This window comes from Asticcacaulis sp. P2_C5 (assembly GCF_056404555.1).
In genome coordinates, this window is record NZ_JBFUDU010000019.1 from 22,342 (window position 1) to 42,773 (window position 20,432).

A 20,432-nucleotide genomic window follows, 5' to 3' on the forward strand; every position below is an offset into this window, starting at 1 on the left:
TCAGTTCCTAAAACTCGGATATATCTACGCTATGGCTGATCGCCCAAGGGTTCAGAACTGTGGCAGATCCTGACGTCCCTTCACGATGGTTTGCAGGTCTATTCCGGAGGGCGCCAGTCGACCGGTCGAACCGCCCGGCTGACCGCCACCGACCCAAATCCTGACGACGCCTGGCTCTACGGTACGCTTGCCGTTAGCGTCGATTGTGCTGAGCGCCTTCGCACCCAGGTCAAACATCATCCGGCGGGTTTCTCCCGTTTTCAGATGAACCCGCGCAAAGCTGACAAGTGTGGAATTGGGGGCGCCGGCTTCAGAACGCGTGGCATAGACCTGCACCACCTCGTCGCCGTCGACCGGCCCTGAATTCTTCACGTCGACTTCCAGCTTAATCCCCCTGTCCGCGCGGACGGTCTTGGGGGCGGAAACGGCTGAATAGGCGAACTGCGTGTAACTCAACCCGTAGCCGAAGGGATACAGGGGCTGACCTTTGAAGTATCTGTAGGTTCGCCCCTTCATCGAATAGTCGTTGAATGGCGGGAGGTCGGCTACTGATTTGTAAAATGTCACCGGCAGGCGGCCAGCGGGACTAAAGTCGCCCGCAATGAGCTCCGCCACAGCCTGGCCGCCCTCGCCGCCTGGATACCAGGCCTGAATAATAGCCGCGGCATTCCGGTCGGCCCAGTTCAAAGCCATGGCACTGCCGCTGATATTGACGAGAACCAAGGGCTTACCGAGTGTGCCCAGATTTTCCAGAAGCGCCTCCTGAGGCACCGGCAAGTCGATGCTGGTCCGGTCGCCGCCCGAAAATCCGGGCGCATGCACGGTCATTTCCTCGCCTTCCAGCTGCCATGTCAGGCCACTGACAAAGACGACAAGGTCGGCACCGCGCGCCGCCTCCAGCGCCGCCGTATTGTCGGAACTCGGACGCGTCCATTGCAGCCTCTGGTCGCCGTCATAGCCGGTCTGCTGCGCTTCGACCTCGATTTTGTAAACCTTGCCGGCTTCCAGGCGGATCTCGGTTTTCGAAGTCGGCCACGCAATATCCCACAGGTCCGCGACCAATTTTCCGTCGACCCGGACGCGGTAGCCCTGGTTGCTCTTGAGCCGGAAATTATGCATGCCGCTTTCATCGGCGCGGACATAGCCAGTCCAGCGCGACGAGGTCTTGTGGTCGTAGGCATTGGGCCAGCCCCACTTGAACTCGGCCCGTGCCGCGGTTTCCACCGCGGCTGGCGCGCCCTCGAGATCGAGATTGTCGAAACGCTCCAGCTTCACGCCCGGTCGAGCACAGGCCTCATCCAGACACAGGTTGGCCTCAGGCACATCCTGGAGAGGCGGGGCGACCCAACCGGTGCCCTCCACATAGGTCACCTCCGTGTTTGGAAACCGGGCGCGGATACCGTCCAGCACAGTTATGGGCCGGGACGGTGTTCCGTTATAGTTGCCGACAAGGGCGTCGACGCTGTTCGCATTCGGACCTATGACCACAATGCGCTTCGGTTCGCTTTTCAATGGCAGAACGCCATCGTTTTTCAGCAGGACCAGAGATTGACGTGAAGCTTCCAGATTCAGCGCCCGATCCGCAGGCGTATCGTAATCCGTGGCCTTGATGTCTTTGAAAGCACCATTTTCGGGAGCGTCCAGGAGGCCCAGGCTAATACGAACCTCAAGCAGTCGCAGGACGGCGCGGTCTATATCCGCTTCGGTCAGAAGACCCTGCCTGACCGCGTTTACCGTGGTCGCAGGGTCCCCCGTCTTGCTGCCGTAGAAATCGCAGATCAAGTCGGTTCCCGCCTTGACGGCTGCGGCCACGGCTTCCTCAGGGGTCCTGGCGCAGCGGTGCGCCCCGTCCGAATATATGTCACCGACGGCGCCGCAATCGGAAACGACATGGCCCTGGAACTTCCATGACGTGCGCAGGAGATCCTTGAGCAGGTAAGTGTTGGCGCAGGCGGGTACACCGTCGACAGCGTTGTAGGCGCACATGACGGACAGGGCCTTGCCCTCCGTCACCGCGGCATGAAATGCGGGCAGGTAGGTGTCTATCAGATCGTGTGGCGAAGGATGGACATCCTCCCGGTGGCGATCCGCCTCGGGACCGCTATGCACGGCCAGATGCTTGACCGCCGCCGACACCTTGGGAGTGACGGGATTGTCGCCTTGAAGGCCTTGGATATAGGCGACCCCCATGCGCGAGGTCAGATAGGGGTCTTCGCCGAAGGTTTCCTGGCCGCGGCCCCAGCGTGGATCGCGAAAAATGTTCACATTCGGCGACCAGACCGTGAGGCCCTGATAAAAGCCCGAACTTCCATCAGGCCGCACCGTCTTTAGATATTTCGCGCGAAATTCGGTGCTGGTCACGTCCCCGACCCGGGTGATCAGCGGCGTGTTCCACGACGCGGCCAAGCCAATCGCCTGGGGGAATACGGTCGCCTCCCCCGCCCGGGCGACGCCGTGCAGACCTTCGCTCCACCAGTTGTAAGCCGGAATACCCAGACGCGGAATGCCCGGTGAATCGTTCTGAAGCTGGCTGGCCTTCTCTTCCAGAGTCATACGCGCCAGGAGGTCCCCGGCGCGCTTAGCCGCAACGGATTGCGGCTGACCTTGCTTGAACGCCTGAGAAGCCACGGGCTGGGTGAGGGCCGGTGCCGACATGACTAATGCCGCCGCCAGCGCGCTTGCGAGCCTGTGTCGCTGCTTCAATGTGTACTCTCCTAAACAATACCAGGCGGCGAACCTTAAGCTCTACGCGCTGTGGTCCGACTCACACGAATTTCGACAGCAGACGGATATAGGCAACCTGATACCCGTTCGAGACTTCAGTGAGCGGCCAGGAATTCAGAGGCCAGCCGTCATTGAAATCCTTGTAGGACTTCTGCCCGGGTTGCGCATAAGGCGGCGAGGGTCGCTTTGTGCCACATAGCGAGCTGATGGATGGACAGCGCGAATCCCAGTCCCACTGACCCTGGTTCGGTCCACCCGGCAGGAAGCCCGGAGGCGGTCCATAGGTCGAGGTAGCCGCGCTGTCCCACTTGGCCGAGCCGTCGAAAAACCAGGTATGGAAAATCTGGTTGGCGGACTTTTCCGCGCCAAGGCTGGACATATTTGTAAGGTAACAAAGTCCGAGCGGATTTGTGCCGTGGAGATAATGGACATAGTGCGAAGCCGCATTGAGATTGTCCATGGCGGTATGGGACGTGGCAAGACTGTGGGTGTTCAGGGCGGTGAAGAGCAGCCCGAAATTGCTTTTTACAGAGTTACTGCCCCAGATATAGTCATAGATGAAGGCCAGATAGGGGTCGGCCTTCGTCGTGATTTTACCCCATACGTATTCTGAAGTGGCGCCATTGATATAGTTTGTCTTGATCGACGAGGCGACGGACGAGGTCGCGCCGGGAAGGCTGGCATAGTAGAGAAGCGAGTCCTGTATTCCGCTCTCATAGGCTGAGACATAGTTGCCGTAGCGGATCAGGTTAGCTTCACCATAGTTGGCGTCCACGAAATCGCGGTAGGTCGTATTGCCCGTCAGGTCGAAGAGATAGATTGCCGAAACCAGTTTGGAAATCAGGCGGCCACGGTCGTCCGTCTCCTGCTGACCCGCGCCCAGTCCTTCGGATCCGTTTGACGAGTCATTGTTTTGGAAGATGACATTCGGGTTGGCATCGGCCCAGGCCCAGGCATTTTCCGCGCGTATGCGAAGGCCGGCGGCATAGGATGCAAGGGCGGGGAAGCCCGCCAAAATCTTCGCTCCGAGGGCAAATGCCCCGGCTGTGCTCAGCGTCGTGGATGTATTGGCCGGGCCGTAATAGCTTGGCCCCGTCGCAGCGGACGGCGGGCTGGCACCGCTAAGACCGACGATGGACAGGACCGAGCCGTTCGGCTCCTGCATCCGGCTCAGCCAATCCAGTCCCCATTTCGCCTCGTCGACAATGTCCGGGATGCCATTGCCGGACTCAGGGATGTTGTAGTCGTCTCCCCATACGGCGGGCTTCTCGGCATAGGCCAGCAGGAGGGCGGTGACATAGCCGGCCGCCCAGCTCGTATACTTGTTCATATCGCCGGCATCATACCATCCGCCGGACACGTCACGCTCGGTCGAGGCGTCGCTCTTGGCGCTGTAAAGACGGGCGTTCTTGTCCTGGCCTGGTCCAAGGTGCGAAGCGCCGTCGGCCCAGCCCACGCCGGCGTGCGTTGCCAGCTTCTCCTGGCCTGCGCGCTGGTAATAAAAATAGCGCACGGCGGCCTTGAGGACGGGGAGATAGACGTCGGCCGCGATCTTGAAAGTATAGGACTTCACATTGCGCTGCGTGTCGCGGATAAAGTACTCACCCGGCGCCGTCACGCTGCTGAAGTCGAAGTGCCAGGCCTTGTCGCCCGAGCTCTTGTCGGTTGTTCCGGCGTTCCATGCGACGGGCGCCCCGGTGAATACAACCGCATTGGTTGCCGCATTCACGACATCATAGACCGTGCCCGGCGTGAAGGAATCGGACGCATCAAAGCTGACAATGGGTGTACCGTCCGAGAGCGTACCGACGGAATCGCTCTGCGGATCGCGGATGACGGCTATCTTTGTCAGGGCCGGCAAATAGCCGAACTGATCGACGACAATTGGAATGCCGAGTTTCATGGTGTCAGGCGTGACCGATGCGGAAGCCGATGAGGAGGAGGAACCACCCCCGCCCCCACCGCCGCCACCGGACGAGCCCCCGCCTCCCCCGCCGCCGCAATTCATCAGGCCCATTGGAACGAGGGCAACGCCGGCCGCCAGAAGAAGCTTGCGGCGATTGCTGTCAAAAGCACTTTTCATCGGTTGTTTCTTCCTGTTGAAATGAGACGGCCAGCAAGCTTTTAAGCCGGCACCAGGGTAATGAGCGCTATGTCATTGCTGCGCATCGGCAGGGTCACCTCGGCCACGCCGCTGGCGGACACCGATATTACCTTTTCCTTTTCCGGCAGATCACCGGTCAGGGCTTGAAGATGCTGAAGCTGCGCGGATGTCAGGTCCCTGGGCGAGCCCATTTCGATATAGGCCGAATAAGCATCATTGACCTTGAAGCCCGTGCGCTGGATCTTCAACCTGTAGCTGCCCGGCGTGAGGCCGGAGAGTTCGACCTTGACGGGGGCTGACGGAGAGTTCGGTACCAGCTTGCTGAAGAATGTGCCGTTGCTGCTGCCCTTTTGATTGGGATGCTGATAATCCCAGATGACGGCCGACAAGGCATGGCCGTCCCATGACGCCCATACCTGCTTGTCCGCCGAGGGAATTTCATTGCCCTTCAGCGCATTGAGATATTTATAGGCAAACCACGACGCCTTGCGGATGCCGTCTTTGGTCATCAGGCCGAACCCACCCTGGAACGCCTTCTCCTGCGGGCCGGGCTCCTCGAACAGGTCGGAATAGACCCAGTAGCTCATGCCCTGGACCAGCCCTTGCGTTCCCTTCAGCTTGCTGAGGATGTAGGGCGCGGCGATATAGCTGTCGTGGCTCAGATCGCGTGGATTATAGCTGGTGCTCCATTCGGTGAAGAACAACGGCAGTCCCGGCAGGTAGGAGGCCTCGATTTCGCCACGGACCTTGCGGACATCGCCGATGACGGCGTCGGGGTTCTTCGACAACTGCAGGTCCATCTTGCCTTCTTCATCGAGATAGCCGTAGTCGACGCCGTAGGTATGGGTGCAGGCAAAATCGATCGGCGTATCGGTCGCCTTGGTCCAGGCCAGCAACTCAGGCACCCAGGCGGCGCCGGCCGTCGACGGTCCGCCGACGCGAAGCTGCGGATCCACCGCCTTCAACGCCCGCGCGGTCACGCCGTACAGGGCGAAATAGGCCTCCTGGTCGCCATATTGAAAAAAGCCGTCGAGATTGGGTTCGTTCCACACCTCGAAATACCATGACCGCACCTCGTCGATGCCATAGCGGGCGATCAGGTGGCGCGCGAAGGCGTCGATCAGTTGCTTCCACAGGCCAAGGCGCGGCTGCGAGGTGTTGCCCTTCCAGTAGAAGATGGTCTGGTCAGACGTTTTCAGGGCCGAAGGCGTGAAGCCCAGCTCGATGAACGGCTTGATGCCCATCTTCAGGAAGGAATCGTACAGGTAGTCGATCTTCGTCCAGTCGTAGACCAGTTTGTTGTCGACCATTTTCACCGTGCCGAGGGCATCGTGGAAAATGTCGTGGAAGCGGATATAGCGGAAGCCCAGTTCATCGACCGTGGTCTTCAGTTGCGCCAGATTGGCGGGACGAATCGTGGTGCCGGAATAGTCTGCGCCGACCGACAGGTCGAAGAAGCGGTCGATCGGGCGGGCGGCCTGACCCACGTCGAGTTCGACATGACGAGCGCCCACTGGTCGGGCAAGAGCCCCCGTCGCCGAAAGTGCCAGCCCGGAAGCCAGAAGGGACGTCAATGTGCGTCGGGAAATCTGCGGTTTCATATTCGAATCTCTGATTACAATGTGTTTATCGGGTTGGCAGGCGCGGCGTTATTCGACCAGATCAACGCCGTCAGCTTCAAGGTGCAGGGTGCCATTCCACGTCTTGCCTGAAATCAGACCCGTCTTCTTCCCTTCCAAAACAATATCTCTTGGCTGGTATGACGCGTTCACATAGAGGGTCCGCCCATTGACCACCCGGGCATAGACGCCCTCGGGCGTTTTCGGGCCGGGAACTATGCCAAGCTGGGCATAAAGGCTGCGATACAGCGGCTGCATTATCGAAGCCTGTGCCGGCGTCGCGACGTAAATTGCCTGGCCCTTGCCATAGCTATTGACCGTGACGACGGGTGGCGAGCCGTCGACATTGGAGAACCGTCCGAGCACCTTGGCCGTCGAGGGTTCGAGCACTTCATAGAAGTTGATGGTCGTACTGAACGCGCTATCGCCGATCTTGCCGACGAGCGGTGAGTAGGAGCGATAAAACTCGTTGGTTTTCAGACCAAAGACATCGCTTAAACGGCCCGGCAAGGGTGTGTTGAACCATTGGTTGTTCTCGTTTACCTTGTCAGAGAAGGCCGTCATGATGACCGTGCCGCCGGCATTGACATAGCGGCGCACAGCGTCGGCGGCCGCCTGGTCCATCAGGTACTCACCCGGAATAACAACGAGCTTGTACTGGCTGAGATCCTCGTGGGCGATATTGATTACCGCGACGTCGATATTGTCGTTGTACAAGGGGGCAAAAGCATTGTGCTTCTGCTCCATGTAGGATGTCGTAATGTATTGCTTGACCGTATTGGACGGACTATTGGGGCTGGACGCCATCTTGGCTTCAAACGAATAGGCAATCGCCGCCTGGGGCTTGAGCTGGCGCGGAAAGCCCAGCTTTTGCATCGTCTTGAATTCTGATGCGATCGTGCCCCATTCGCCGAGCTTCCATGACGGCGTGTCGTCGTGATCGATCAGACCGAACAGGGCCTGTTCCTCACCGCCCAGATGGCTGTTGAACGTCCAGGCAAGCATGCCTTGTCCGCCGTTGAGAAGACAAAAATAGGCCCACATGCGCGAGCGGCCCCTGGTGCCGTAATAGCCGCCGCCGCCGGCCTGAAACTCATTGAACCAGCTGGGGGTTGTCAGAGCCCCCTTCATCATCATGGTCTCGAAACCGCCGCCGATCGCATCGGCGTTGTAAAATCCGTACGACCCGTAGGTGACGTATTGTTTGTACGTCGAAAGGTAGTCAAATCCTTTGCGGTCACTGCTGTCCCACAGGTTTGAAATCGTCGGTTTGTCAGGGGCGTTCTTGCGACGAGCCTGTTCCAGATCCATCAGGTTTTCCACCGTGACGTCCGACCAGTAGCGGCGCAGGTCGAGGTAGCGTTCAAACGGGCCAGGACCATCGCCGTAAGGAAGTTCGACCTGATCCCACGAACTTAGGGTACGAGCCCAGCGTTGCGTCGCCCACGCCTTGTTCAGCGCATCCAACGTGACATACTTTTTCTGCAACCAGGCAATGAACCGGGTCCGGTCCGCCGCCGAATACGAAATGAAACCGTTACCGACCTCATTATTGTAGCCGATGGCGATGACACCCGGATGTTTGCCGTAGCGTTTGGTCATGGCCTCGCCCAGGTCTTTCGCCAGTCGGCGGTAGTCCGGGTCACTGGTATCGTCCATATAGCGCTCGGCGGCATAAAGCCGGGTGCCGTTTTGCGTCACCAGGTCGACGCCGGGATATTTTTTATGCAGCCACATCGGAGCCGGTTGCCCCGGAATGTCGACAATGACCTTGATCCCGTTCGCATACATTTCGTCGAGGACGGCATCGAACTTCTCGAAGGTGAATACACCTTCGGCCGGCTGGAAATAGTCCCACGACAGATCACCCATGCGGACGACGGTAAAGCCCGCCTTTTTCATCAGGGCTATATCCATATGAATCTGCTCGGGCGTACGGTCCACAGGCTGATAGTTGGCGCCGATAAAGAGTTGCCCGGCGCCCGGCCAGTCGGGATGGCCCGCGGCACTTTGGGCCAGGGCCAGTCCCGTCGATGCCGACCACAATGCGATCGCGCCGCATACTAAAGCTCTCAATTTCATATCGTATTTCCTGCTCGGCTTATCTCTGGCGGTCAGAGATGGACCGCTTATCCTTGAAATGTAATTTTGAATGCGGACGCATGCCGGCTCGGCAGGGATGAAGGCAGGTCGATAACGAGCGCTGCATCCGTCTGCTGGAATGTCAGGGCCTTTGATACGCCCAGCAACTGTACGCGTTTGATCCGGCGCGCTTCGTGTCCAGCCTTTCGCCCTAAAGACGTCACGACAACACTTTGCTTGGGCTCGCCCAGGGTGACAGCATAAAGCGCCTCACCGCGCGTGGTGAAACGAATGTCCTGGGCCGAATAGGCCGCGTTTTCCTGAAAGGCGCCATCAGCCGTTACAGTCGGCCCTTCGCCAAAAATTTTCCACGGCCGGGTGCCATGAATGGCCTCGCCATTTACCTTCATCCAAGGGGCGAGTTCGTCCAGCAACAGCTGCGATTCTGGCGGCAGGCTGCCGTCCGGATATAGCACGACATTAAGGAGAAGATTACCGTTCTTGCTGACGATATCGGCAAGCATGTAAACAACCTCCGAGGTTGTCTTGTATTTATATCCGTCGCTGTAGAACCAGTCTCCGTTCGAGGTGTCGGTCTGCCAGGGAAGCGGGTTAATGCCCTTCAGGACGCCGCGCTCGACGTCCTGCACGCAAGATTCCCTGTAGAATTCGCCGGACCCCAGGTCCTTGCAATTGTAGACCGCTTCGTTGCGGCCCGCCTTGGCGACGCTCTTGTTATACAGGTGGGCGACCAGACTGCGGCCGACAACACCGAACGGCAAACCGCCGTCCGAATACAACAGATCGGGCTGATAGGTGTCGACCAGATCACGAATGCGGTCGAACCAGACCTGATGGAATTTCGGATCTTTCGTGTACCAGCTTTCGGAATTACCTCTGTACGGCTCATTGTGCAGCGGATGATAAAGGTCGGCATAGTCTGGATTGGCGCCGTCATAGGCGACACCATTCTCCGGCCAGAACTGATCGTAGAGATGGCTTGGGTGGTACCAGTTATGGCTGGCACCCAGATGTTCGGACACGCCGAAACGCAGTCCCCGCTTTCGGGCCGCGGCCTGCCATGTGCCGACGATATCCCGCTTTGGCCCCATGGCGACGGCGTTCCACCTGTGGTGCTTTGAGTTCCACAGGTCGAAATTGTCGTGATGAACCCCCATACTGACAAAATACTTCGCCCCCGCGGCGGCGTACTTATCCATGAGACCTTCAGGATCGAACTTGTCCGCCGTCCACAGGGGGATAATGTCCTTGTATCCGAACTTGGATGGGTGGCCGTATTTTTTCAAATGCTGGTCGTAGTGCCAATGGCCAGGCACATACATATAGCGCGCGTACCAGTCGCCGAGACGCGGCACCGCTTGCGGGCCCCAATGTGCCCAGATGCCGAACTTGGCGTCGCGGAACCAGGCCGGCGCTTCATAGGTTTTCAGCGATTCGACAGTGGCGCCGAACGGCCCGTTTTCCACCGGCAAGCGATAGGCAGGTGCCGGCACTTCGGGGCATACGGGCTCGGCTGTCTTCGTCTGTGCCGCGGCTGCGCTGGCATATCCGAGCGCGGCCAGAAGCGGTGCGCCTAACAGGCTGCGTTTGCTGATCAATCCATGTTCCTTCCACCAAATTACGGCTTCTTGTAAGGCATAGCAAGCCCTTGGCCGCTACGGCACCCGTACCGATGCCGCCGTGACAAGTTGCCATATGTAAAAAAGTATTTCAATAGTAAATAAACATGCCGACGGGTGATAGGCGGTAGGTATGCTGGCGGCTCAGAACCCCGTTTTCGGACACATATCGCTCACGGGATTTGAACCCGTCGCGGTGATGACGCCCAACCGATAAGGCAGCTTGAGATAGTCATCGACCTTCCCCTCAGGGTCGAGACCCTGATACAGGAACTTGAGCGGCGTGCAGGGGTCGATGGACAAGGTCTGGTCGGTGCCGGCGCGCAGCATCTCGCCGTGCGACACGCCTTCCGACCAGGGCTTTATACTGAAGGCAACGTTGTCGGATCCGGCGAGGATATTCATACCGCGGCCGAGGGGGGCCCATTTGCCATCCAGACTGTCGCTTTTCCACACCCGGAAATACCTGCCCTCCGACCCGATGGCCTCGATCAGGGTAATGAAGGTGTTGGTTCCCGCCACCTTATAGGTATTGCTGGCCTCGAACAGGTCATCACGTGGGGCCTCTATGACGGCGGTCGTGTCATGAAATCCCGCCGGGAATGTCTCCAGGGGCGTCTCAGCCCTGAAAAACGTCCCATTGTCATTGGTGAAGAACAGATAGCATGTCTGGTCATCGCAGATGACCCAGAAGTCCAGCCAGGCAGGATTGCCGTCGGGTTGCTTGACAATGTCCGGAACACTATCGAAAAACCGCCGAGGCGCGCTCCACGACAAAGGATCTGAGATATCCGTGCTGGTCGAGTACATCGGATCGCCGCCCTGGTAGATCAAATACCAGAGCTTCTGCGGTGCAAAATAGAAGACCTGGGGCGCCGCGCGATACCCCGGTCCCATAGGAGATTTGTCCAGAGGGACGATCTGCGCGGCAGGCGCTTCGTCCCAGTCACGGAAACTCGTATAGGCCAGACCCCACCCATTGTCGCCTGCGGTCGTCATGAACACATGATAGCGCCCGTCGTGAAAGACAACCGATGGATCTTTGACGCCGTAATATTTTATAGTTTCGCTTTTGGGCGGGGAGAGCAGCGGAGGACTGGATGTCCAGCGAAACTTGTTATTCGCACCCGCTTGCGCGAAGCCGGGACAGGCAACAAGCGCGGCGCAAAACGCCGGTAGTAGCCATTTTGATGCGAATGTTTTCATGAAAGTACCTGCAGATCTAAAAAGGTTTTGTTCCGTTGGGGCGCGCCCGTGCGAGTTATCGCGGCAGCAGATCAGGGTTGCGATATCGCCTCAAGCCGAACCCGCTGGACCGGCAAACCGTCGATCGCGATCTCAACCGTGACGGTCCCGGCCTCCGTCCCCGCCTGAACCGCCGCCACGGCGCGGCCATGAAAGGTCATGCGATCACCCGACTGAAGGCTGGAAACATCGTGCGGATCTCCATTGCCCATTCCAGCCAGGTGACCGGCCCCAACCACACTCACCTTGACGCGACGCTCGTCGCTGCGCGCATAGACTGGCGTCCCGGCAGCATCCACCAGTTCGACCGTCACATATGCCAGGTCCTGTCCATTCGCCGCGATTTGCGTCCGATCCATCGAGACCTTGGCGGCAGCAGGGGCGCCGGCCGTCCGCAATTCCCAACGCGCCGTGGCCTTGCCGCCGCTATAACCGACGGCCACCAATTGGCCGGGCTTGTAGCTGATGGTGTATGTCGTCTTGTATTCGTTAGCGACGCCCACCGGCCGGCGGCCCTGGCTATGACCATTAAGAAAAAGCTCGACTTCTGGCAGCTCGGAATAGACCACGACCTCCTGGAGCTTGCCTTCCTGCCCCGGCCACGTCCAGCTTGGGTGGACGTCATCGAGCGACCAGTCGAGATGCGGCTGCGTGACCGGATAATAGTGCCGGTCCGGCAAATCCTCGGTGCCTTGAGGTTGCCTCACGAAAGCCGCCACCGGATCGATACCGGTCTTCCAGAGAATCTCACGATAATAGGCGGCCGGCCGTTTGCGGCCTGTGGCATCGATCTCGCCGCAATAGGCCAGGTTCCACGGATAGGGTCCGAGCTTCTGCCAGTCCTGGCTGTAGCCCATCCAGCCAATGCCCGATTCCCCGATATAATCGACCGAGGTCCAAACAAAATCACCAATGACCCACGGCATGGTTTCAACGGGACGCCAATAGGAAAACGCATCCTTTGATGTCGATTCCGACGTGAACATCACTTGTTCAGGAAAATTCTTGTGCTCTGGCTCGAACAGGTTGGCATGATAATTATATCCGGCCACATCGAGTGCCGCGAATTGCGCCGAGCTGCGTGGCGGGTCGGCGTTTACGCCTTGGGTAATGGGGCGCGTCGGATCGAGGCCACGCACGCGTGCTATCAGCTTCTTACCGGTTTCCACGCCCTCGGGGGAGCCATCCTCGGGAATTTCATTGCCAATGCTCCAGAACAGAACGCTGGGATGGTTGCGACCGCTCGTCACCAGGCTATCTATATCCTGCTGCCAGTCCGTGGCGAAAAACCGCGTATAGTCCTGGGGTCGCTTGGACCTGTTCCAGCTGTCGAATGCCTCATCTATCACCAGCATGCCCAGTTCGTCGGCGGCGTCGAGGGTCGCCTGGCTGGCCGGATTGTGTGCATTGCGGATAGCATTATATCCGGCCGCCTTCATCACAACGACCTTACGCCGGTCGGCGTCGGGCAAACCGGCCGCGCCTAGCATATAGTTGTCGTGATGGATATTGCCTCCGCGCAGATTGACACGCTTGCCGTTGACGCGAAGTCCGTTTGCCGCATCGACCGTAACCGTGCGAACGCCGAAACGGGTGCGCCGCTCATCGACGACCACACCGCCAACGCGTAATTCCTGAACCAGCGTGTAGAGATTTGGCGAGTCGGGCGACCACAGCGCCGGACGTGCCAGATTAAGAGAGGCGTTTAGCGGCGCCTGCTTTTTTGAAGCCACAGATTGCTTTTGCGCCACCTGTGCCACGGTTTCGCCACTGGGCGAAACAATCCTGGTGAGCCATTCGACCGTCTGCGCCTTGACGGCACAGTTGCTCGCGGCCGCGGTGACAGTCACGATACCGGCGTCGGCGGTAGCGACCGGCGTTGTGACAAAGACACTATCCGGATCGATGTGCACGCAGTTGAGAACCTCGAGCGTGACCGGACGAATAATGCCAGTGCCGGCATACCAACGCGACGAAGGGTCTGCATGGTCGGTACGGACGGCAATGATATTGGTTCCAGAATGCACCTTGCCGGTCAGGTCGACCGTAAACGCCGTGTAACCGTAGTGGTGCTCCGCGACCTTTTCGCCATTGAGCCAAATCTGCGCGTCCATATAGACGCCTTCGAAGTTCAGCAACACGACCCGGGCGGCGTCGGCTTCGCTCAACGTCAAATGACGCCGGTACCATCCGACGCCTCCGGCCAGATAGCCCGAATCCTGGCCGGCAACAGCGTTGGGATCGAACGGCGGTGAGCCGTCGGGTCTATCCATTATGGCCCAGTCGTGCGGCGTTGAAACCTTCAACCATTGACTGTCGTCAAATGCGGACTGCCGGGCCTCAGGATGATCGCCGCGTTGAAACAGCCAGTCCTGTGACAGGGCCCGCTGTTCCGCGGCGGCAGGGCTTGTCGAAAACGCCAGGGCGGTCGCGGCGATCGCATACAGCACAACCCCCGCCGCCGTGTTGCGGAGTTTCGAATACCCTCCGTTCGTTTTCGGCAGGTTTGTCCGCGAGCCCGCAGTATCTGTCATTTCGAAATCCAGCCTTTTACTTGTGATGAAATACGCAGGCGGTCGCATCACGCTATACCCCTCGGGTTTGTAGCCCTTGTCGTGACGATGAGGCGCGCAGATGCAATCTCGGCGCCCGCCGGATTTGCCGCCATGGCCTCTATCAGGATTTCACCTGATTGCTTATCCGCCTGAACGATGAGCTGGGCCAACCCGTTGTAAAGGGATCGCCGCGGTTCCTTATCGCTCTCATGACAGTTGGGATTACCATTCCCGACCCCGATAAGCTTTCCGGCGCCGGACACCTTGAAAGCAATCTGGGTATTGGCCGTAGGCACCGCCCTGCCCTTGCGGTCGACAATCTCCACCTTCAGGATTGCGATGTCTTCACCGTCTGCGTCAATGACGGTTCGGTCGGCGCTTAATCTCAGAGCGGCCGGCAGGCCCGTCGTCTCCCGCCGCTGTGTCAGGACGCGTTTGCCGCCCTTGAATCCGCGCGCCTCGATATAGCCCGGGGCATAGACTGTCTTCCACGCCACATGCCCAAGATGTGGAACGGCCTGGCGGCCCAGGCTCTTGCCGTTGAGGATGAGCTCCACCTCGTCAAGATTGGAATAGACCCAGACCGGAATCTCCTGGCCTTCCTTGCCATTTGCATTCTCCGGCCAGTTCCAGTGCGGAAACAGGTGCAATGCGGGCGCCTTGCCCCACCAGGCCTTGTAGTAATAGAAATAGTCCTTGGGGAAGCCGCACATGTCGGCGATGCCGAAATGCGAATTGATGGATGGCCACGCAAACGGCGATGGCTCCCCGCGATAGTCGAAACCAGTCCACGCAAAGCCGCCACCTGTCCAGTCGCGAGAGGCGTAGAACTGCCACCAGTTCTCAGGCGATTTCTTCCAGGGTACATCGCCATCGAAGCTGCTGACGACGTTGCGGCCCCAGTCCATGACATACTCACCACGTGTGGACACATCGCTGGCATCTTCCGTACATATGACAGGGCGTTCCGGGTGCCGCTCATGGAAGCTGTCGGGAAATTCGCGATGATAGTTGAAGCCTATGACATCAACAGCTTCGGAAACGCCTTTCTCATTGTCGGCATTGACGGCAGCCGTGACCGGCCGCGTCGGATCCAGTTCGTGACATAGCGCCACCATGGTGCTGGCGATCTTGGCGCCCTGTTCGGCCATCCCGCCCTGCAAATCGTTTTCTTCATTGCCGATCGACCAGATGATCACCGCGGGTGAATTACGGTAACGCTTGATCATCACCTCAAGCTGGGCCAGGCCGTCCGGCGTGGAGGTCAGCGTCCGGGCTTCGCACATCATCATCACGCCCATACGGTCGCAGGCTTCCACCAGTTCGGGGGTGGGCATGTTGTGCGACGTACGAATGGCATTGCAGCCCATGTCCTGCATGACACCGACGCGGAAGGCCTGAAGTCGATCAGGCAGGGCCGCGCCCACCCCGGCGTGATCCTGATGGTTGCACACCCCCTGAATCTTCCGATTCTGACCGTTGAGGAAAAAGCCCTTCCCGGCCATGAACTCGGCCGTGCGCACGCCGAAGGTGACCACTTCGCCATCGCGCCTGTGGCCATCTGTCTCTACCGTGACCGTCGCGGTGTAGAGATTGGGATCTTCGAGCGACCACAGCGCCGGGTTAGCCAATACAGCGGCGGCTTCGAACGCCAGTGAAGCCCCGGTGCCGACCGTCTGGACCGCTGTTTCAGCGCTCGCCACCGTGGCGCCCCTGGCATCGCGGACGGTCCAGAGGACCTTGGCGGCGACCGGTTTATCTTCGCGATTTTCCACCAGGGTCGCGAGCGCCAGAGCGGCGGTACCTGCCTTCAGGGTGCTGCGCACCGTGCTTTCCCAGCGGGCCAGATGGACGGCATCGGTCTTGGTCAGCCAGACATGCCGGTATATGCCGGCGCCTTCATAGAACCAGCCATCGCCGAAGCTGGCATCGACACGCACCGCTATGACGTTGCTTCCGCCATAGTCGAGGAAATCCGTCAGGTCGAAACGGAACGGGGTATAGCCATTGTTGTTGCGGCCAATGAAACAGCCGTTGACGAACACCAGTACATCGCGGAATGCGCCGTCGAACTCGACCCAGATGCGGCGCCCAAGATCGGAGTCGGCAATCTCGAATTCGCGCCGGTACCAGCCGACACTGGTTTCCGGATAACGGCGGCCCAGCGGCTTATAACCGTGCGAACGCAGCTGATTGTCGCCTTCACCCGTGTCATCGTGCACGAAAGGCAGTTCTACGCCCCAGTCGTGCGGCAGATCGAGCGAGCGCCAACTGGTAACATCGTAACCGGTCTTGGCAAACTTGAAGATACCGGTCTTGGAGAAATCGGCCTGACCATAACCAAACCCCAGGTCCTTGGTCGGATCCGTGCCGTGACCTAAGGTGAATTTCCAGCCGAAGTCGAAAAGCAATTGCTCCCGAGGCGCGACGCTGGTCGCGACCTTGGCCTGACCCAGCTGGGCCGAGGCAAAAGCGCGCGAAAAGGCTGCCGTGGCCAGGGACGACAACAAGATGCCGCCCGTCGCCAAGACCTGTCGCCTGTGGAGCCCGCTCACTGTCCCTGCTCCTGGTCAGGCAGGCCTACGACAACACCGCGCCCTGCAATATAGACGAGCCCAAAGACCCTGGGGTCGCCGATCAGGATACCGCCGCTGCCGTATTGATGGGCGTCATCGTTAATCCGAACCCAGGACTTGCCTTCGTCGGTCGAACGGTAAATGCCAAGCTTTCCCTTGTACTGGCCCCAGACGAAAACCGTGGGATAATCCGCACCTTCCGCAGCCTTGCCGAAGCCAACACCGGAAACATTGCTGAGGCCGTCAATTTGTTTGAATGGGGATTTCGGGTCGCGCCCGTGGAAGAGCCCCCAGGGGCCAGGCAGCCAGATGTCGCGCAGACGTCCCGGCACGGCGCGAGGTTGCACGTCCTGGTTCCAGCCATCCAGCTTGGGCAGACCTTGTGCAAATACGTTGAAGGTTGCTCCGTTGTCGGCGCTCGCCAACATGTCGCCGGTTTCGCGATTGTAGGCATAATAGACGCCGTCCACCGAGCGATCCGAAAAGGGCTGCAGGAAATGGCCCGTGAGGTGGGGATAGCCTGTCGAAGGCTTCCATGTCTTGCCGCGGTCAATGGAATAATAGACTTCACCCTTGCCGGTCGACCAGACCATCGAGGTGCCCTTGGCGGACACCGCGATCCGACCGGGCGTGTACCAGCCTTTGTCGTCATGCAGGACCAGCGGCGGCGTTGACGGCATGTCCTGCCAGGTCTTGCCGTTATCGAGCGAGATGAACGCGTGGTTCCTGGCGCTGTCGCCATCCGCCGTTCGCACGACCAGGCCGGGATTCAGCTCGGCAAAATCGACCGTGCGATTGCTGCCCGCCGCAGGTTGGTAATATCCACCGTTCAGTCCGGGTGAGCCTTCGAAGTCGAGGTAGCGGAACCCGCCGACATCGCCGACCGACACGATCAGGTGGGCGCCGGCAGGCGGACTGACCATGTCGAGAACCGCCATTTCCTCGAAATTTTCGACATCGAACGACCAGTTGACAGTTTGTTTGCTATCGGCAGCGGTCAGGTTATGGGTCATCCACAGGCCGGCCCCTGTTCCGTAGATGGCCTCGTCGGCGTCGAATGGGTTAATCTTGACGTCCCAGATCCAGCTTCCCATCCGGTCCTCACCCTTGTTATCGGCTGTGATCCACGGAAACTGTTCGGCTGTGTGTTTGGAAAGCGGGGCCAGATCGGCCCAGGTCTTGCCAGCGTCGGTGCTGCGGAAGATCTTGTCGCCGCCATCCCACCAGCGGTCGGTCGCCGACACAATGAGGGTTCCTGGTGCACTGGCGGCCGCGCTCACTCCGGCGTAACAGAAGGAGGGTCCGCCAGTTCCCGGCTTCAACGGTGTGATGTCGTTCCACCGCTTGTCCGCCAGGCCGTATTTGTAGACGGCGCCGTCTTTGCAGTCGTTCGGACCCGGGTGATCGGCGAACGTGACGTATAGAGTGGTGCCTGAGGCGTCGAACGCCGCATGATGGGCGACAAAGCCTTTGGGCGTTCCGGACATAAGCTCCCAGGATGCGCCGCCGTCGTGGCTGACATAAAGGTTCTTGTCCTTATTTTCCGTGCCGGCATAGAGGATTGGCGTGGCGTTACCTTTCGCGGCGGACCGCGGATCGAACAGGACAAAGGTCACTGACGTTTCCGGAAAACCCGACACCTTCGTCCAGGTCTTTGCGCCGTCGACGCTTTTGAGCAGTCCGTCCTTGGTCGTGCCCAGGAAGAGTATGCTGCCCGAATTCGGATCGACCTGCAGGCGCTCACCGGTGCCGCGACCGTTCTCGTTGCCGCCGAGCTTGACGGATAGCGGTGAGGATTGCCAGGTCACGCCGCGGTCATCGGACCGCCAGATCGTGCCGGTACCGGCCCATTCATGCGTATAAAGACCGGTGGCCAGATAGACCTTATTGGGATCCTGAGCATCGAGCGCCAGGCTGAGGACGCCGAAATCGTCGCCGCGAACCATGCCGTCCTGGAGTGGAATCCAGGACCGTGTCGCCGGATCCCAGCGATAAGCCCCCCCGATATCGGTCCGGGCATACATCAACCCCTTTTCCGTCGGGTGGTAAATGAAGCCATCGACAAAACCACCCGCCCCCATCGGCGCGGTTGCCCAGATATAGGGTGCGCTCTTGGCGGGTTCGGCCTGTGCGTGCATTGACGCGGCCAGCAATGCCGAGGCAGTGGCAACACCAACAATCTTCAGGATCTTATTTATATCTGTCATTGATATTTCCTCCGGGACGTCACTTTGGGCCGAGCGCAGGCATGGCTTCGCTGAATGGGGATGCGCCCTGCAGTTCGAATGGATATAAGCGGCATGGTCAGGCAGGGATTGCGCGGCCCTAAGGGTCGTTGCCTCAAGTTCGATGAGCGCGCGGTGCATCTCGGCAACCGGCAGGCTGTCGACCACAGGATCGTAGCCGACAGGGATCACGCCCTGCCCCAACATGACCGCCAGCCAGCTCGTCTCTGTGAACAGATCGTCCTGAAGACGGAATATCCGGCCGCTGTCCTCGAACAGCGCCAGCTTATGTTTCAGGCTATCGGGAATATCCAGGTCGCGGCAGCGGCGCCAAAAGGCAGTGTCGTCGCGCCGGGTAGCCTTGTAATGGAGGATGATAAAGTCGCGTATCTGCTCATATTCCGCGACACTTGACCGGTTGAATTCCTCGATCAGGGCCGGGTTGAAGCTTCTGTTGGGGAACATCCGCAGCAAGCGTGAAATACCGGATTGGACGAGGTGAATACTTGTCGATTCCAGCGGTTCGATAAAGCCACCCGCCAGACCAATGGCAACGACGTTCTTGTCCCACAACTTGCGCCGGTGCCCCGCCGTAAAGCGGATGAATCGCGGTTCGGCAAGCGCTCGCCCTTCCAAAGTCGCGCCTAGTCTTTGTGCAGCGGCATCGTCGCCGAGATGTGCGCTCGAATAGACATAGCCATTGCCCTGCCGATGTTGCAAAGGAATGCGCCAGCGCCACCCCGCCGTATCAGCCGTCGCGCGCGTATAGGGCAGCAAAGGGCCTGAATTTTCGCTGGGCATGGCGACGGCGCGGTCGCATGGCAGCCAATGGCTCCAGTCAACGTAACCGGCCTTCAAGGTGCCTTCGATGAGACGTCCGCGGAACCCGCTGCAGTCGATGAACAGATCGCCCGCGATTGTACGACCATCCTTAAGCACCAGGGCGGAAATGAAGCCATCCTCGCGCTGGTTGACGTCCGTTACCAGGCCTTCGAGCCGGCGCACACCCTTTCCCTCGGCAAAGGTCCGCAGGTAGCGGGCATAAAGACTGGCGTCAAAATGATAGGCATGACCCAGGGTCGACAAAAGCCCCTCTTTTCGGGCGCCAACGCCAACGCGATTGAGGCGCGCAGCGACCAGGGTGAGGTTGTACGCAGCTATGTCGCTTATGCCCGGCGACTGACCTCGCAGCTTCAGCCACATATGGTGAAACCTCACCTCCGGCCGATCCCGGCCAAAGGGGCCGAAGGCGTGCATATAGCGCTCTCCCAGCTGGCCCCAGTCGACGAATTCGATGCCGAGCTTAAAGGTGCCCTGCGTCTTGCGCACAAAATCGGCTTCGTCAAAACCCAGCAGGCCATTGAATGTCTGAAGCGTCGGAATTGTCGCCTCGCCGACGCCGATCGTCCCGATTTCATCCGACTCGATCAGGGTAACGGCAAGCTGGCGCATATCGAGCATGCGACTCAAGGCCGCCGCGCACATCCAGCCCGAGGTGCCGCCGCCGACAATGACCACCTGACGAATAGGTTCAGACTGCATGGAGGGTCTCTCCGCGGCACGGCCAGGCGGTCGTCAGCGCTTGGATCGTATTGCTCATGTCTCGCTCCAATACCTTGTCGTCAACCTGGAGAGCCATCTGCGCCCTTCCTGGCCTCCACC

The 20,432-nt window shown here is 59.4% G+C and carries 9 protein-coding genes; all 9 read right to left on the reverse strand.

Going from position 1 to position 20,432, the window contains the following annotated elements:
- Positions 1-51: 51 nt before the first annotated feature.
- Positions 52-2,655, reverse strand: a complete 2,604-nt coding sequence (locus tag AC1DXO_RS24330; RefSeq protein WP_476980803.1) for a glycoside hydrolase family 3 C-terminal domain-containing protein — start codon at positions 2,653-2,655, stop codon at positions 52-54.
- A 109-nt stretch (positions 2,656-2,764) separates the two neighbouring features.
- The gene (locus tag AC1DXO_RS24335; RefSeq protein WP_476980804.1) at positions 2,765-4,807 is read right to left on the reverse strand and encodes a glycoside hydrolase family 9 protein; all 2,043 of its coding nucleotides are present in this window, start codon (positions 4,805-4,807) and stop codon (positions 2,765-2,767) included.
- Between the two features lie 41 nt (positions 4,808-4,848).
- The gene (locus tag AC1DXO_RS24340) at positions 4,849-6,429 is read right to left on the reverse strand and encodes a GH39 family glycosyl hydrolase (protein WP_476980805.1); all 1,581 of its coding nucleotides are present in this window, start codon (positions 6,427-6,429) and stop codon (positions 4,849-4,851) included.
- Positions 6,430-6,477: 48 nt separating this feature from the next.
- On the reverse strand, positions 6,478-8,529 hold the full coding sequence (locus tag AC1DXO_RS24345) for a beta-galactosidase (RefSeq protein ID WP_476980806.1): 2,052 nt from the start codon (positions 8,527-8,529) through the stop codon (positions 6,478-6,480).
- A 47-nt stretch (positions 8,530-8,576) separates the two neighbouring features.
- Entirely contained in the window at positions 8,577-10,148 is a 1,572-nt protein-coding gene (locus AC1DXO_RS24350; RefSeq protein ID WP_476980807.1) for an alpha-L-fucosidase, read from the reverse strand.
- A gap of 165 nt (positions 10,149-10,313) precedes the next feature.
- Positions 10,314-11,375, reverse strand: coding sequence for a glycoside hydrolase family 62 protein (locus tag AC1DXO_RS24355; protein WP_476980808.1), 1,062 nt, complete (start codon positions 11,373-11,375; stop codon positions 10,314-10,316).
- A gap of 71 nt (positions 11,376-11,446) precedes the next feature.
- Entirely contained in the window at positions 11,447-13,948 is a 2,502-nt protein-coding gene (locus AC1DXO_RS24360) for a glycoside hydrolase family 2 TIM barrel-domain containing protein (protein ID WP_476980809.1), read from the reverse strand.
- A 47-nt stretch (positions 13,949-13,995) separates the two neighbouring features.
- The gene (gene galA, locus AC1DXO_RS24365) at positions 13,996-16,497 is read right to left on the reverse strand and encodes a beta-galactosidase GalA (RefSeq protein ID WP_476980810.1); all 2,502 of its coding nucleotides are present in this window, start codon (positions 16,495-16,497) and stop codon (positions 13,996-13,998) included.
- 23 nt (positions 16,498-16,520) lie between these two features.
- Positions 16,521-20,312, reverse strand: a complete 3,792-nt coding sequence (locus tag AC1DXO_RS24370) for a tryptophan 7-halogenase (RefSeq protein WP_476980811.1) — start codon at positions 20,310-20,312, stop codon at positions 16,521-16,523.
- Between the last annotated feature and the right edge of the window lie 120 nt (positions 20,313-20,432).

Bases quoted from the DNA above. Each gene is read 5' to 3' on its own strand.
- AC1DXO_RS24330 (WP_476980803.1), bottom strand. From the start codon at position 2,655: ATGTCGGCACCGGCCCTCACCCAGCCCGTGGCTTCTCAGGCGTTCAAG.
- AC1DXO_RS24335 (WP_476980804.1), bottom strand. From the start codon at position 4,807: ATGAAAAGTGCTTTTGACAGCAATCGCCGCAAGCTTCTTCTGGCGGCC.
- AC1DXO_RS24340 (WP_476980805.1), bottom strand. From the start codon at position 6,429: ATGAAACCGCAGATTTCCCGACGCACATTGACGTCCCTTCTGGCTTCC.
- AC1DXO_RS24345 (WP_476980806.1), bottom strand. From the start codon at position 8,529: ATGAAATTGAGAGCTTTAGTATGCGGCGCGATCGCATTGTGGTCGGCA.
- AC1DXO_RS24355 (WP_476980808.1), bottom strand. From the start codon at position 11,375: ATGAAAACATTCGCATCAAAATGGCTACTACCGGCGTTTTGCGCCGCG.
- AC1DXO_RS24360 (WP_476980809.1), bottom strand. From the start codon at position 13,948: ATGACAGATACTGCGGGCTCGCGGACAAACCTGCCGAAAACGAACGGA.
- AC1DXO_RS24370 (WP_476980811.1), bottom strand. From the start codon at position 20,312: ATGCAGTCTGAACCTATTCGTCAGGTGGTCATTGTCGGCGGCGGCACC.